We start from the raw sequence: 13,080 nt of genomic DNA on the forward strand, positions 1-13,080 counted from the left end.
TTTCATAATCCAAGTTTCTTCTTCATGGCACGGGAGAATGCCGCAGCTTTTCCACCTTGTTTACTTGAGCAAGATGAGCAGTGTGCCTGCACCGCACAGTTTGAGGACTGATGATTTACATCATTGCCACCAGTTCGATAATGCTCAACAACTAAAGGATCTGTATGGTCTGCCACTGGATTTATTACTGTAGCACCACATGAGGCACATGGCTGCCCCCGGACAGCCTTTTTCTGGCCAACAAACGGACCACAGTTGGCATTCCTTTTATACGCCTTTGCATTTGGAGCGGGAGTAAATAAATCAGGATCAGGGATGCCATAATCATCTGTGGGTATCACTTTACCAATGCCATCAATGGTCGTGCCAGCCAAACCCAGTGGATCAACCCACTCAACCGGATTCGGCGCATAGGTATGGATATTAATCCCACCCAGCAACCCAATCGGGTCCCGCGAGATAAACCGCCCTATCTCCGGATCATAGTAGCGATAGCGGTTGTAGTGCAGCCCTGATTCGTCGTCATGATACTGCCCCTGGAAGCGGAAGGGGTTGCGGATGCCGGCGGAGGCTGCTGCCTCGGCAATCACTTCCCGTGCTTCGCCCCAGGCTCGGTGTGTACCTGGGCCAGCGGGATGAAGCTGCCGGGTTCAAACAGGTAATGCACTGCGGCGTCGTCTTGGGTTTCAAACGCCAGCACGTCGCCATCCCAGCCGTACAGTGTTGTCTTGCCCTGACTGAGCTTGGCGATGCGGTGGCCCAGCGGATCATAGCGGTATTCGGTGCTGTTGCCACCCGGTGCTGTCAGCCGGCTCAGGCGGTTGTAGCCGTCCCACTCCAGCTGGGTGAGGCTGCCGTTGACGCGCTTTTCAACGAGGTTGCCACGGCTGTCGTAGCGGTAGTGACGGCCGGCGTAGTGGCTCAGCAGATTGCCCAGCAGGCTGTTGTCCTGATGCCCGTCGGCTGTCGGGGTGTTGTCCAGCAGGTTGCCGGCCGGGTCGAAGCGGAAGCTTTCCACACCTTTGGGGGTGGCGGCCTCCAGCAGGCGGCCTACCGGGTCGTAACGGTAGTTGATCTGGCCGCTGCGATTAGAAGCCTCCTTTGAAATCACTCACTCCAAGTAAAATCTTCTGTCGAAATAATTTTAAACCCGGATATTTTCTCTTTCTTCAACTCCTCCGCTAACCCCATTGAAACAACCGGCTCAAAGAAATCAACATTCAATAGGAAAAACAAATCATAGCCTCTCACTTCACAGCTATCAATTTGAAGGAATTCACATTCAACAACCTTACCGCTACCGTCGACATCCTTGATAAATTTAGAATTTTCATAATCAAAAGCATCGACCCAACAGTCAAACTCCAGGAAAAAAAAATCCCCTTGCACCCTCTCCCCTGAATGGTAGAAAATTTCTGCGGGCACCGGATTAAATTTTGATTTAAATCTCCCCTGCAACACTTCCAACAGCTTTTTAGACCCGACAAATCCAGCATTAACAGAAAACAAATCACGATTCAATCTCTTCACGCTCTTCACAAGCTTGACACGTGCAGTTGTTCCGCTCGGCAACTTTCTATCATGCCACAAATTTGAATATACCCCTTGGTCAACAGGTTCAAATTTAGCATCGCCATATACAAAAGGCAGATCATTATCAGAAGCCAGAATAAAGTATTTCATTTTCATAACATACACGTAGTATTTGCAGGACGCGGATCTGTAGTTTGAAGTCTTATCTTATCTTGCTCAAGATCCGACTTCATTTTCATTTCCACCTTACCAATTTTCGACAAAAGCTCGTCATTACTCATTTGCTTTGGATTACCAATTTTATCCAACCTCTTCCTAGCCGATTCATAGTAAGCTGACAAGTGATTTCCACTATGCAATGGCTTACCTGAACTTAATGAATCCGCTTGTCGAGTCGGCAAAGCCACCCCGTTTTCATTTCTATTGATATTATATATTCCTCTATCAGTCGCCTCTTTTATAACAGGGTGATCACCAAGCTGCTCAGCAATTAGATGGTGGCCCGCATACCATTTTGGGCAGGGGCGTCCAGCTCTTTTCATATTATTTTTTACTGCTCTCCCGTTTTCTAATCCTAGTGGGTCAGTCCACTCAATAGGATTCGGCGCATAGCTATGGATATTAATCCCACCCATCAACCCAATCGGATCTCGCGAGATAAATCGCCCTATCTCCGGATCATAGTAGCGATAGCGGTTGTAGTGCAGCCCTGACTCGTCGTCATGATACTGCCCCTGGAAGCGGAAGGGGTTGCGGATGTCGGCGGAGGCTGCTGCCTCGGCAATCACTTCCCGTGCTTCGCCCCAGGCCTTGTAATCCATCTCCAGTGCCAACTGGCCTTGCGCGTCGGTAAGAGCTTGCGGGGTGCCGAGGTGGTCGGCGTGGTAGTAGTACACCGCGCGCGGGGCGGATGGCTCCGGGCCGGCCTGCAGCAGCGGGTCGCGTTCCGGGTCGTAGGGGTTGTACTGGTTCCATGCCGGCACTTTCACGCCTTGGATGGCGTCGGTATGTACCTGGGCCAGCGGGATGAAGCTGCCGGGTTCGAACAGGTAATGCACTGCGGCGTCGTCTTGGGTTTCAAACGCCAGCACGTCGCCATCCCAGCCGTACAGGGTTGTCTTGCCCTGACTGAGCTTGGCGATGCGGCGGCCCAGCGGATCATAGCGGTATTCGGTGCTGTTGCCACCCGGTGCTGTCAGCCGGCTCAGGCGGTTGTAGCCGTCCCACTCCAGCTGGGTGAGGCTGCCGTTGACGCGCTTTTCAACGAGGTTGCCACGGCTGTCGTAGCGGTAGTGACGGCCGGCGTAGTGGCTCAGCAGATTGCCCAGCAGGCTGTTGTCCTGATGCCCGTTGTCGGGGTGTTGTCCAGCAGGTTGCCGGCCGGGTCGAAGCGGAAGCTTTCCACGCCCTTGGGGGTGGCGGCCTCCAGCAGGCGGCCTACCGGGTCGTAACGGTAGTTGATCTGGCCGCTGCGATTGTCGGTAATGCCGGTGAGCTGTCCGGCGGCATCGTACTGGTATTGGCGGCTCCACTGGGTGACACCACTCAGGCGCTGGCTGCTGAGGCGGCCGGCTTTGTCGTAGGTCAGGGTCTGCTGCAAGCTATTGCCCAATATGCGTTGGGTTTCACGGTGCAGCTTGTCGCGTTCCAGATTCAGGATGTCGTGCTGGCCGAACAGCAGGCCATGCACATGGCCGCTGCCGTAATTGAGCACATCCACGCGGTGGCCGTCCGGGCGGACGGTGGCGATGCGGTTGCCCAGCTTGTTGTATTTGTACTGCTTGCAGTATCTTTCGTTGACTTCAGCTACAAAAAAATGTGGTCTACTTTTATTTTCTCCCCTCCTTATTCCTTGGTATTTTTTATCTCTAATTCATCTGCGTAGGTAGTACATTCTTGAAAAATTATATTTGACACCTCGAGTTTTAAACTAAATGAGTTGCTTTTCTGTCTTATCGTTATGCATTTTCCATTTTCTTCTACTGTTAGAATGTCATAGTGCAAGTTGCGCCATTCTTTTATCTCTATGCTCTCTCCTGATTTGGCAAATAACTTGATTACAATTGTGTTGTAATCTTTCCCCCACACTCCCCATTTGGCAACTTCCATTTCAGGTTTTTGTCTTGTATGTAGGCTGAAATAAACTCGCCCCCCTATGTCGAGATTGATTTGCCCGATATGTATTGGTTGAAATAGGCCTGTTGGAAATAGTTGCAGCAAAAATTGATTGCGCGCGATTTTGTCTAATAAATTCATTGCTACCTCGGAAAATTGTAATGGCCATGAGTTTTGGGGAAGCTGCCAGTTCTTGGGTTGCTAATTGGTCTTACATTAAAGTGAGGCTCTACTCCATGGCAGGGGGTTGCCTTTTCATGTCCCATGCTATGTTCTTGGATTATCACTGATTTGCCATCGATGTTGGTGTAGTGATAATTTCTTGTGGTCACTGGTTCATAATTGGGGCCAAGCACAGTATTTCCACTTCCATCCTCAAGATCTTCTTCCATCCTCAAGATCTTCTTCCATCCTCAAGATCTTCTTCCATCCTCAAGATCTTCTCTCATGATTTTTGGCTGTTGATTCATTGGAATTCTAGCATCCCTTTTCGCCTGCCTTAGTGCTTCCCGGCGACTTTTTGCATTAAACGATGTTTTTTTATTCGGGCACTCTGAGAGGCCTAAAGGATCAATCCATGTTATTGGATTCAGTGTATAGCTATGGATATTAATCCCACCCAGCAACCCAATCGGATCCCGCGAAATAAACCGCCCTATCTCCGGATCATAGTAGCGATAGCGGTTGTAGTGCAGCCCTGATTCGTCGTCATGATACTGCCCCTGGAAGCGGAAGGGGTTGCGGATGCCGGCGGAGGCTGCTGCCTCGGCAATCACTTCCCGTGCTTCGCCCCAGGCCTGGTAATCCATCTCCAGTGCCAACTGGCCTTGCGCATCGGTAAGAGCTTGCGGGGTGCCGAGGTGGTCGGCGTGGTAGTAGTACACCGCGCGCGGGGCGGATGGCTCCGGCCCGGCCTGCAGCAGCAGGTCGCGTTCCGGGTCGTAGGGATTATGCTGGTTCCATGCCGGCACTTTCACGCCTTGGATGGCGTCGGTATGTACCTGGGCCAGCGGGTCATAGCGGTATTCGGTGCTGTCGCTGCTTGGATAGTTCAGCAAAAAGCGTAAATACTACTCATCACTCTCGCAAAAAATGCAATTTCTATTTAAATCAAAAAAATCAACAGAAACTGTTTCAAGAACATTCTCAAATGCCTCACTTCCATTCTCTTCAATGTAGCATCGCTCTTTAGTAGTTATCGGAATAAGCCATGCAAATATGCATATATCACCACTCACATCCGAGCCAGAATAACTAAACGAGTTTTCATTAAAAAACACTGGAGGCTTAACCCAGAGGCTATCAAATTTGTGATTATCAAAAACAATGCCAACTTTCTTTATAATATCATTTTCAAGTAGTGCCTCTCTCGTTTCGACACACGTTTCCGCAATTTGCTTAATAATAGCCACCGCGTTTGATGGGATACAATCCTTATCAAAGGAGAGCAATATCTCATGGCGAATTATTTTTTCCGATCGTCTAGACTTCAACTTATGCTGAGCAAGCCCAACACTTATAATTGTAGTGATGTTTTCCAACAACCCATTACTACACTCAACCACTTGAAAATTTGGAAGTTTACTTATCCTAAAATCCCAGCCCTTCTCAATTTCTCCGAAATTTTCTTCAATATGATCAATAATTAAATTAGTCACTTTCTATTCCCTTCACTTCTATTGCAGGAAGCACACTTAAAGATGGTTCCATCTTGATAATTATCGATTACTTCCTTGCGGGAGATATTGTCTGGAAAATCTCGTTTGCTCCAAGGCTCCGGGTGATGATCAATATCCCAATCTCTGCGTCCAGTACCAGGAGCCACCTTTACCTCACCTTTGCAGGCAGGGCAGACCCGACCTCCCGTTGGGCTTGGAGCCGCATTATCCCACGCATCTTGAACCGTTGATTTTCTCCAGGAACTTCTGCTTGTAACTTGTCCACGTTGATTGGTGCCTTTTGCCAACCCTAATGGATCAATCCACTCTATTGGATTCGGCGCATAGCTATGGATATTAATATCACCCAGCAACCCAATCGGATCCCGCGAAATAAACCGCCCTATCTCCGGATCAAAGTAGCGATAGCGGTTGTAGTGCAGCCCTGATTCGTCGTCATGATACTGCCCTTGGAAGCGGAAGGGGTTGCGGATCCCGGCGGAGGCTGCTGCCTCGGCAATCACTTCCCGTGCTTCGCCCCAGGCCTGGTAATCCATCTCCAGTGCAACTGGCCTTGCGCGTCGGTAAGGGCTTGCGGGGTGCCGAGGTGGTCGGCGTGGTAGTAGTACACCGCGCGCGGGGCGGATGGCTCCGGGCCGGCCTGCAGCAGCGGGTCGCGTTCTGGGTCGTAGGGGTTGTACTGGTTCCATGCCGGCACTTTCACGCCTTGGATGGCGTCGGTATGTACCTGTGCCAGCGGGATGAAGCTGCCGGGTTCAAACAGGTAATGCACAGCGGCGTCGTCTTGGGTTTCAAACGCCAGTACGTCGCCATCCCAGCCGTACAGGGTTGTCTTGCCCTGACTGAGCTTGGCGATACGGCGGCCCAGCGGGTCATAGCGGTATTCGGTGCTGTTGCCACCCGGTGCTGTCAGCCGGCTCAGGCGATTGTAGCCGTCCCACTCCAGCTGGGTGAGGCTGCCGTTGACGCGCTTTTCAACGAGGTTGCCACGGCTGTCGTAGCGGTAGTGACGGCCGGCGTAGTGGCTCAGCAGATTGCCCAGCAGGCTGTTGTCCTGATGCCCGTCGGCTGCCGGGGTGTTGTCCACCAAGTTGCCGGCCGGGTCGAAGCGGAAGCTTTCCACGCCCTAGGGGGTGGCGGCCTCCAGCAGGCGGCCTACCGGGTCGTAACGGTAGTTGATCTGGCCGCTGCGATTATCGGCAATGCCGGTAAGCTGGCCGGCGGCATCGTACTGGTACTGGCGGCTCCACCGGGTGGCGCCACTCAGGCGCTGGCTGCTGAGGCGGCCGGCTTTGTCGTAGGTCAGGGTCTGCTGCAAGCTATTGCCCAATATGCGTTGGGTTTCACGGTGCAGCTTGTCGCGTTCCAGATTCAGGATGTCATGCTGACCGAACAGCAGAGCATCCATGCAGAAGTCTTATTCTACTTTTGCAGAGCGACTGGATAAGCCGAAACAATAATGAAATTTGAAGCTATACATTCAGCCAGTTAATCACAACAGATCCATCAAGCACTTATGACCAAAAGGTAATAATTCATCTGGTAGCACATCAAAATTCAAATCACTCTCAACATAAACCCTGTCTAAAAAAAGAAATCCCATCAATAACCTCTCCCTCAAAGACAAATACCGACAACTCAATCTCACCAAAAACAATAATATCACGCGATGCTTTTACCTTATTACCAGCATCAATTTCAGTCATAAAATTCCGACTTATACGCTCACAACCTACCCAACCATGATTTTTACAATTTATTAGTGCCAATGAATTACTTTACCCGCAATTTAAATCCATTATTTGCTAAATACTTCACCACACATTCTGCTTAACTCGGGGCATCTACACAACCACCTCAAAGGATACTGAAGGCATGATCAACACAACTATTTTCATTTCACGGCAAAGCTTAATTTTCACTTACCCTTCCCCGCCGATAACTTTGCGCAGTCGACGTCCCCCCACTTTCAGTAGCAGGGGGCTTTAGAGTCCAAGCTTAATTTACCTGATTTCTCCGCAAATGATTCGGCATAGGCTGCCGGCGTCAAACCACCCAGTGCTTTCTTCGGCCTTTCATTGTTGTATTCCCTTCGCCAGGCTTCGATGACAACCTGGGCCTGGCGCAGGCTGGTGAACCAGTGTTCGTTCAGGCACTCATCCCGGAAATGCCCATTAAAGGATTCGATGTAAGCGTTCTGATTGGGCTTGCCCGGCTCGATGAGAAAGAGCTGAACCCCATGAGCGTGGGCCCAGCTCAACATCACTCGGCTGCAGAATTCCTTGCCGTTATCGGTCCTGATGGCTTTGGGCAAGCCACGTGTCTTCGCCAACTGGTCAAGGACGCGGGTCAGATGCAGGCCTCCCATCGCACGTTCCGGAACAATGGCGACTGCCTCATGCGTGGCATCATCGACCACCGTCAGATTCTTGATGACACGCCCCTCCGCCGTCCGGTCGAACACAAAGTCCATCGACCAAACCTGATTGGCCGCCAAAGGGCGAGCCAGTGGATGACGGTCGGCCACGGGAATTTTCTTGCGCTTACGCCGGCGAATTTGCAGACCTGCCTCAGCATAAAGCCGGTCCACCCGCTTGTGATTGACCACCATGCCGCTCTGCCGCAGCTTCAAATAGATCATGCCAGCACCGTAGCGACGGTGCCGTTGCGCGAGCGCGATGATCTGCGCTTTCAAGGCGACATTATGGTCGGTGGCGGGTTGGTAGCGGAATGAACTGGGGCTCATGTCGGCTAGACGGAGCGATCGACGCTCGCTGAGCCCTTTGCCCACCAGATGGCGCACCAACTCCCGCCGTGACGGTGCGCTCACCACTTTTTTCGCAAGGCCTCTTTGGCAATCTCGTTCTCGAGCATGGTCTCGGCCAGGAGTTTCTTCAGGCGCGCATTCTCGGTTTCCAGCTCCTTGAGACGCTTGGCCTCGGAGACATTCATTCCGCCGAATTTGTTGCGCCAAAGGTAATAGCTGGCTTCTGAGAAGGCGTATTTGCGGCACAACTGTGCAACGGGCATTCCCGCGTCTGCTTCGCGTAGGAAGCCGATGATCTGTTCTTCGGTGGATCGTCTCTTCATATCCAATCTCCGTTTATGGTTGATTGGACTCTAAAGTCACGTGCTACTCAATACCGGGGGGACGTCGCAGTAACTGCATCAGGAATTTCAACTTGCACCGTATGAATAACTAGCAATCGAGATAGCAGTGGCAATCAGCTTCATCACATACAGGAAATTCCATCAGGAAAAATATGATCAAGCGCTTTCCTGAGCTGATCAAAACCTTCCAACTTGCAATCAGTCAGATGTAGTCGCAAACCAAAAAAACCACTCTTCTCCAAAAGATTTCTACCAAAATTGAATGAAATCCCTTCTTCATCGATCAACACATTAGAGAATCCATTATAACCACTATACTCTCTCGATGATATTTCATAATAATACCCATCAGGATCCGCAGGTATTGTATTTTGAAGAATTAAATAATTCTCTGGGTTATTTGTTTCATCAGAAGCAAACGATACCGTCTGAATATCATCTTCAATATAAAAAACAACACTCTTAATTACTATAGAGAAAATTTTATCAGTCATTTTTTCGTACTCCAAGAGCCCTCAGGCCAACTATAATTAACCACACAGCCAACTTCTTTAGCTTTCTTATTCATAGCTCCCTTACAAGATGTGCATGGTGGGTACTCCCCGCTAATGTTGACAACATCTCCAGATGCAATATCAACTTGACGCATTGCACGATTTTCAGTATGAGTTGCCAAAGTACTCCGAGGAAAACCTAATTCTTTTTCCTCTGGAGTCATACTACCACTCTGTAATGTTTGACAGCTTTTTACATTACCATTTTTGTTTATCACTTCAACCGTTGCAGTATGCTTGCCCTTTCCAGATCCAAACCGTTCCAAACCAAATGGATCCACCCACTCAATCGGATTCGGCGCATAGCTATGGATATTAATCCCACCCATCAACCCAATCGGATCTCGCGAGATAAATCGCCCTATCTCCGGATCATAGTAGCGATAGCGGTTGTAGTGCAGCCCTGACTCGTCGTCATGATACTGCCCCTGGAAGCGGAAGGGGTTGCGGATGTCGGCGGAGGCTGCTGCCTCGGCAATCACTTCCCGTGCTTCACCCCAGGCCTGGTAATCCATCTCCAGTGCCAACTGGCCTTGCGCGTCGGTAAGGGCTTGCGGGGTGCCGAGGTGGTCGGCGTGGTAGTAGTACACCGCGCGCGGGGCGGATGGCTCCGGGCCGGCCTGCAGCAGCGGGTCGCGTTCTGGGTCGTAGGGGTTGTACTGGTTCCATGCCGGCACTTTCACGCCTTGGATGGCGTCGGTATGTACCTGGGCCAGCGGGATGAAGCTGCCGGGTTCAAACAGGTAATGCACTGCGGCGTCGTCTTGGGTTTCAAACGCCAGTACGTCGCCATCCCAGCCGTACAGGGTTGTCTTGCCCTGACTGAGCTTGGCGATACGGCGGCCCAGCGGGTCATAGCGGTATTCGGTGCTGTCGCTGCTTGGATAGTTCAGCAAAAAGCGACGACAAGAAAACGCTTGAGGAGGGCACTAAGGAGCAGTTACCACTTCTTTCAAAGCAGCAACGAGGTATTGACGGGCAAGAACCACTTTCTTAGCCCTGAATTTGATATCTGAATAGTGTCTTATACGATAGCAACCGAGTAAAGATATTGTTCGCTATAATCGTGCACTACTTAATTCCGGGGCAAAACCTCGCAGTGCTACCGTACCTGTTGATTATCTAAACAGGAATGTATCTTACAACCCCTTTAGAAATATCTTCTTCTGAATTCAGCACCACAGAATCAAGATCAAGAAAATCAACTCCTTTTATATCATTATCAACCATGGCTTTCCTCATGCGATCAGAGACAATAAGGGTGAACTGACTTTTTCCGCATCAAAAATATCCAGCAAATCATAATCCATATTCTCTTTAAACCTTAACACCTCAAACATATCACCAAACTCACCACCTAACTTGCTAGTCTTGAAATCAACAACATCCTTCATGCCAATTCGCTCAGTAGCAGCAACATAGTAGCGCTCACCCCCAACAACCTCACCATAACGATTCAAATACCGAACAGGCACAATATTACAAATACCAGTCTTAAACAAGGTAATAACAGAACGAAATTTTTCACTCAGCACATAAAAATAAGCAGACCCACTCCTTACATCATACGAATAACTCTCATCATCCACAATCAAATCCAATTCACTAGGAAAACTTGGAAGACCACCTCCAAATCTCTTAGGACCTGCATACCATGGCAACTTACCATAGTGTTCTTTATAGCCTCCACCCTTAAAATCAGGCACCAGGTATGCGTAATAAAAACCAGATGGACATCCTTGCGCCTCTTTCATAGCCATGATGTAATATTTTTCCATACAATCCTCAACCAAGTCGCCTGGATTATTACTTAAGCTGCAATGAACATCTCAGCTCATTACCTAAATTACCAAAATTAATACACACTGAAACTCCATCAGAAAAATATCATCAAGCGTTTCCTGAGCAGATAAAAACCTTCCAACTAACAATCAATCAGACATGGTCGCAAACCATAAAAATCATCTCACTCCCACCAAACCGCTGCCAAAATGAAATCTACTCATATTGCTTTTTCTCACAAACAATTAAATCATAAAGCTCATCAGCATCAACAACTACTGCTTTCCCATCGACGCTTGGGAAAACAGCAGAGCGACGACCATCTCGTTTCATTCCTGGCAGCCACTTCAGGAGAAAATCATCCAATGAAATGGCTTTTGCAGAAAATCCCTTCCATTCTCCATCAGCACAAATACGAGCGAATTCCTCCTCTGGCCAAAATGGAATCACCTCTTCACCATTGACAATTGAAGCGGCCCACCCAGTGCCATACAAGCCCCACACAACTTCAAAATCCACCACTTTTCTAATGAAATAATTAAACCTAAACTTAGAGTCAAGCTTCAAAACATTTTCAATTTTTCTCAAAACTAATCACCATCAGCAAACACAACCCTACACTACTCTCTATAAATGCCTCCACCCCATACATTTAAAAATTCAAAATTACATAAAAACTCTCATATAAGCATCGATTACAGCGGTCGGCTCGATTAATCCATTAGTTGGTCTTGCTACAAATTCGTAACCTGCGCGAACAATTCGCCCAGCATCAATCTCCCTAAAACCATTGATAGTCACCGCATAAAACCCTGGAGAAAAGAAACTAGCAAGACCAACACCAGAAGGCCATTCCAACAATGCTGAAAAATCATAAAAATCAGCAGACCCCCTGATAAAAAGCGGAAATTCACCATTACTAACAAAAGAAATATCACTAACTGTACTTAACTCCTCATCGTAACGGCAAATAATTTCATACCCACCATCATCTATTGACAGAAGCGGAACTACCGCACCTGAATTAATAACCAAATCACCTAAATCTGATGCAAAAAAATCATGCAGCAAATCTCTAGACTCGCCAGATTGAGGTGACCACTCCAAGACTTGATGTAAAAAATCAACATCTGCAAGAATAATGCCGTTTGCCTCAACATCAATACTCAAAGTATGCATATCATCATATTCCTTTATTTAGAGCAATTCCTCTTAATCTGCTTTGCATGCCACTCCATCAGTTTTTTATATGCCTCCGATGGGGTAACATTATGAGCAAGCACCTCACCTGTTGAAGGAATTTTTAAGTCTCCCCTCATTGTCATACCATCCAAGCCTTTAGCAGAAGCTTCCAATAGTTCATCTTGTGAGCCAGTCCAAGCCCCCTGCCTACCACCAACGTATGGTCCTTGAGCACGATGAAGGACTTCATGATCTCCCGCCGTATATGGATTTGGGAAATATGTTGGCGTATCACGCTCTGTTGCTAAATGCCCCAAGCCACAAGATGCTGCTTTTTTTCTCCATACAAGATGATGCCCCATCCCATTTGGGTTCCACTTCCATGGCATCAGCCCTAAAGGATCTATTTTTGTCGCAGGGCTATCAACATAATTGTGAACATTCAGCCCCCCCATCAACCCAATCGGATCCCGCGAAATAAACCGCCCTATCTCCGGATCATAGTAGCGGTGGCGGTTGTAGTGCAGCCCTGATTCGTCGTCATGATACTGCCCCTGGAAGCGGAAGGGGTTGCGGATGCCGGCGGAGGCCGCCACCTCGGCAATCACTTCCCGTGCTTCGCCCCAGGCCTGGTAATCCATCTCCAGTGCCAACTGGCATTGCGCGTCGGTAAGGGCTTGCGGGGTGCCGAGGTGGTCGGCGTGGTAGTAGTACACCGCGCGCGGGGCGGATGGCTCCGGGCCTGCCTGCAGCAGTGGGTCGCGGTCTGGGTCGTAGGGGTTGTGCTGGCTCCATGCCGGCACTTTCACGCCCTGGATGGCGTCGGTATGCACCTGGGCCAGCGGGATGAAGCTGCCGGGTTCGAACAGGTAATGCACTGCGGCGTCGTCTTGGGTTTCAAACGCCAGCACGTCGCCATCCCAGCCGTACAGGGTTGTCTTGCCCTGACTGAGCTTGGCGATACGACGGCCCAGCGGGTCATAGCGGTATTCGGTGCTGTCGCCACCCGGTGCTGTCAGCCGGCTCAGGCGGTTGTAGCCGTCCCACTCCAGCTGGGTGAGGCTGCCGTTGACGCGCTTTTCGATGAGGTTGCCACGGCTGTCGTAGCGGTAGTGACGGCCGGA

The 13,080-nt window shown here is 49.6% G+C and carries 20 protein-coding genes; all 20 read right to left on the reverse strand.

The window, feature by feature from the left end; genetic code table 11:
- Positions 1-2: 2 nt before the first annotated feature.
- Positions 3-590 (reverse strand): RHS repeat-associated core domain-containing protein, encoded by a 588-nt coding sequence (locus tag DLM_RS13220; protein ID WP_089085940.1) that lies wholly within the window; start codon positions 588-590, stop codon positions 3-5.
- Positions 587-1,111, reverse strand: a complete 525-nt coding sequence (locus tag DLM_RS13225) for an RHS repeat domain-containing protein (protein WP_089085939.1) — start codon at positions 1,109-1,111, stop codon at positions 587-589. The genes DLM_RS13220 and DLM_RS13225 overlap by 4 nt, the downstream gene beginning before the upstream one ends.
- Positions 1,108-1,683 carry an Imm43 family immunity protein gene (locus DLM_RS13230; protein ID WP_145985854.1) on the reverse strand — a complete coding sequence of 192 codons (576 nt, stop codon included), beginning with the start codon at positions 1,681-1,683 and terminating at the stop codon, positions 1,108-1,110. The genes DLM_RS13225 and DLM_RS13230 overlap by 4 nt, the downstream gene beginning before the upstream one ends.
- Before the next feature lie 2 nt (positions 1,684-1,685).
- Positions 1,686-2,624, reverse strand: a complete 939-nt coding sequence (locus DLM_RS13235) for an RHS repeat domain-containing protein (RefSeq protein ID WP_231959853.1) — start codon at positions 2,622-2,624, stop codon at positions 1,686-1,688.
- Positions 2,625-2,845: 221 nt separating this feature from the next.
- Positions 2,846-3,253 (reverse strand): RHS repeat domain-containing protein, encoded by a 408-nt coding sequence (locus tag DLM_RS23690; RefSeq protein ID WP_231959854.1) that lies wholly within the window; start codon positions 3,251-3,253, stop codon positions 2,846-2,848.
- A 125-nt stretch (positions 3,254-3,378) separates the two neighbouring features.
- A complete protein-coding gene (locus DLM_RS13245; protein WP_089084270.1) occupies positions 3,379-3,789 on the reverse strand; it encodes a hypothetical protein in 411 nt (136 codons plus the stop codon).
- A gap of 2 nt (positions 3,790-3,791) precedes the next feature.
- A complete protein-coding gene (locus DLM_RS24035) occupies positions 3,792-4,040 on the reverse strand; it encodes an HNH/endonuclease VII fold putative polymorphic toxin (protein WP_089084269.1) in 249 nt (82 codons plus the stop codon).
- A gap of 21 nt (positions 4,041-4,061) precedes the next feature.
- Entirely contained in the window at positions 4,062-4,706 is a 645-nt protein-coding gene (locus DLM_RS13255) for an RHS repeat domain-containing protein (RefSeq protein ID WP_119313241.1), read from the reverse strand.
- A gap of 12 nt (positions 4,707-4,718) precedes the next feature.
- Positions 4,719-5,306 (reverse strand): suppressor of fused domain protein, encoded by a 588-nt coding sequence (locus tag DLM_RS13260; protein WP_089084268.1) that lies wholly within the window; start codon positions 5,304-5,306, stop codon positions 4,719-4,721.
- Positions 5,303-5,863: an RHS repeat-associated core domain-containing protein gene (locus DLM_RS13265; protein WP_089084267.1), complete on the reverse strand. Its 561-nt coding sequence runs from the start codon at positions 5,861-5,863 to the stop codon at positions 5,303-5,305. The genes DLM_RS13260 and DLM_RS13265 overlap by 4 nt, the downstream gene beginning before the upstream one ends.
- Positions 5,827-6,450, reverse strand: a complete 624-nt coding sequence (locus DLM_RS13270; RefSeq protein WP_089084266.1) for an RHS domain-containing protein — start codon at positions 6,448-6,450, stop codon at positions 5,827-5,829. The genes DLM_RS13265 and DLM_RS13270 overlap by 37 nt, the downstream gene beginning before the upstream one ends.
- A 3-nt stretch (positions 6,451-6,453) precedes the next feature.
- Positions 6,454-6,735: an RHS repeat domain-containing protein gene (locus DLM_RS13275; RefSeq protein ID WP_089084265.1), complete on the reverse strand. Its 282-nt coding sequence runs from the start codon at positions 6,733-6,735 to the stop codon at positions 6,454-6,456.
- Positions 6,736-6,895: 160 nt separating this feature from the next.
- Positions 6,896-7,033 (reverse strand): hypothetical protein, encoded by a 138-nt coding sequence (locus DLM_RS23380; RefSeq protein WP_167467107.1) that lies wholly within the window; start codon positions 7,031-7,033, stop codon positions 6,896-6,898.
- Between the two features lie 263 nt (positions 7,034-7,296).
- A protein-coding gene (locus tag DLM_RS13280) for an IS3 family transposase (protein ID WP_420000697.1) occupies positions 7,297-8,417 on the reverse strand; the annotation gives its coding sequence in 2 pieces (ribosomal slippage) (positions 7,297-8,159 and positions 8,159-8,417; 1,122 coding nt in all).
- Positions 8,418-8,560: 143 nt separating this feature from the next.
- A complete protein-coding gene (locus DLM_RS23095; RefSeq protein ID WP_145985855.1) occupies positions 8,561-8,932 on the reverse strand; it encodes a hypothetical protein in 372 nt (123 codons plus the stop codon).
- A complete protein-coding gene (locus DLM_RS13285; protein WP_089086372.1) occupies positions 8,929-9,888 on the reverse strand; it encodes an RHS repeat-associated core domain-containing protein in 960 nt (319 codons plus the stop codon). The genes DLM_RS23095 and DLM_RS13285 overlap by 4 nt, the downstream gene beginning before the upstream one ends.
- A gap of 342 nt (positions 9,889-10,230) precedes the next feature.
- Positions 10,231-10,770 carry a hypothetical protein gene (locus tag DLM_RS13290; protein ID WP_119313244.1) on the reverse strand — a complete coding sequence of 180 codons (540 nt, stop codon included), beginning with the start codon at positions 10,768-10,770 and terminating at the stop codon, positions 10,231-10,233.
- Between the two features lie 220 nt (positions 10,771-10,990).
- Complete coding sequence (locus DLM_RS13295; RefSeq protein WP_089085933.1) at positions 10,991-11,362, reverse strand: DUF2750 domain-containing protein; 372 nt, start codon at positions 11,360-11,362, stop codon at positions 10,991-10,993.
- A gap of 78 nt (positions 11,363-11,440) precedes the next feature.
- The gene (locus DLM_RS23100; RefSeq protein WP_145985856.1) at positions 11,441-11,953 is read right to left on the reverse strand and encodes a hypothetical protein; all 513 of its coding nucleotides are present in this window, start codon (positions 11,951-11,953) and stop codon (positions 11,441-11,443) included.
- Positions 11,954-11,967: 14 nt separating this feature from the next.
- On the reverse strand, positions 11,968-12,867 hold the full coding sequence (locus tag DLM_RS13300) for an RHS repeat domain-containing protein (protein ID WP_167467108.1): 900 nt from the start codon (positions 12,865-12,867) through the stop codon (positions 11,968-11,970).
- Positions 12,868-13,080 lie beyond the last annotated feature (213 nt).

Source organism: Aquitalea magnusonii (assembly GCF_002217795.2).
Lineage (GTDB): Bacteria > Pseudomonadota > Gammaproteobacteria > Burkholderiales > Chromobacteriaceae > Aquitalea > Aquitalea magnusonii_B.

What these genes read in the sequence shown, in the direction of transcription:
- DLM_RS13230 (WP_145985854.1), bottom strand. Translation starts at nt 1,683, where the DNA reads ATGAAATACTTTATTCTGGCTTCTGATAATGATCTGCCTTTTGTATAT.
- DLM_RS13245 (WP_089084270.1), bottom strand. Translation starts at nt 3,789, where the DNA reads ATGAATTTATTAGACAAAATCGCGCGCAATCAATTTTTGCTGCAACTA.
- DLM_RS24035 (WP_089084269.1), bottom strand. Translation starts at nt 4,040, where the DNA reads ATGGAAGAAGATCTTGAGGATGGAAGTGGAAATACTGTGCTTGGCCCC.
- DLM_RS13265 (WP_089084267.1), bottom strand. Translation starts at nt 5,863, where the DNA reads ATGGATTACCAGGCCTGGGGCGAAGCACGGGAAGTGATTGCCGAGGCA.
- DLM_RS13275 (WP_089084265.1), bottom strand. Translation starts at nt 6,735, where the DNA reads ATGGATGCTCTGCTGTTCGGTCAGCATGACATCCTGAATCTGGAACGC.
- DLM_RS23380 (WP_167467107.1), bottom strand. Translation starts at nt 7,033, where the DNA reads ATGACTGAAATTGATGCTGGTAATAAGGTAAAAGCATCGCGTGATATT.
- DLM_RS23095 (WP_145985855.1), bottom strand. Translation starts at nt 8,932, where the DNA reads ATGACTGATAAAATTTTCTCTATAGTAATTAAGAGTGTTGTTTTTTAT.
- DLM_RS13290 (WP_119313244.1), bottom strand. Translation starts at nt 10,770, where the DNA reads ATGGAAAAATATTACATCATGGCTATGAAAGAGGCGCAAGGATGTCCA.
- DLM_RS23100 (WP_145985856.1), bottom strand. Translation starts at nt 11,953, where the DNA reads ATGCATACTTTGAGTATTGATGTTGAGGCAAACGGCATTATTCTTGCA.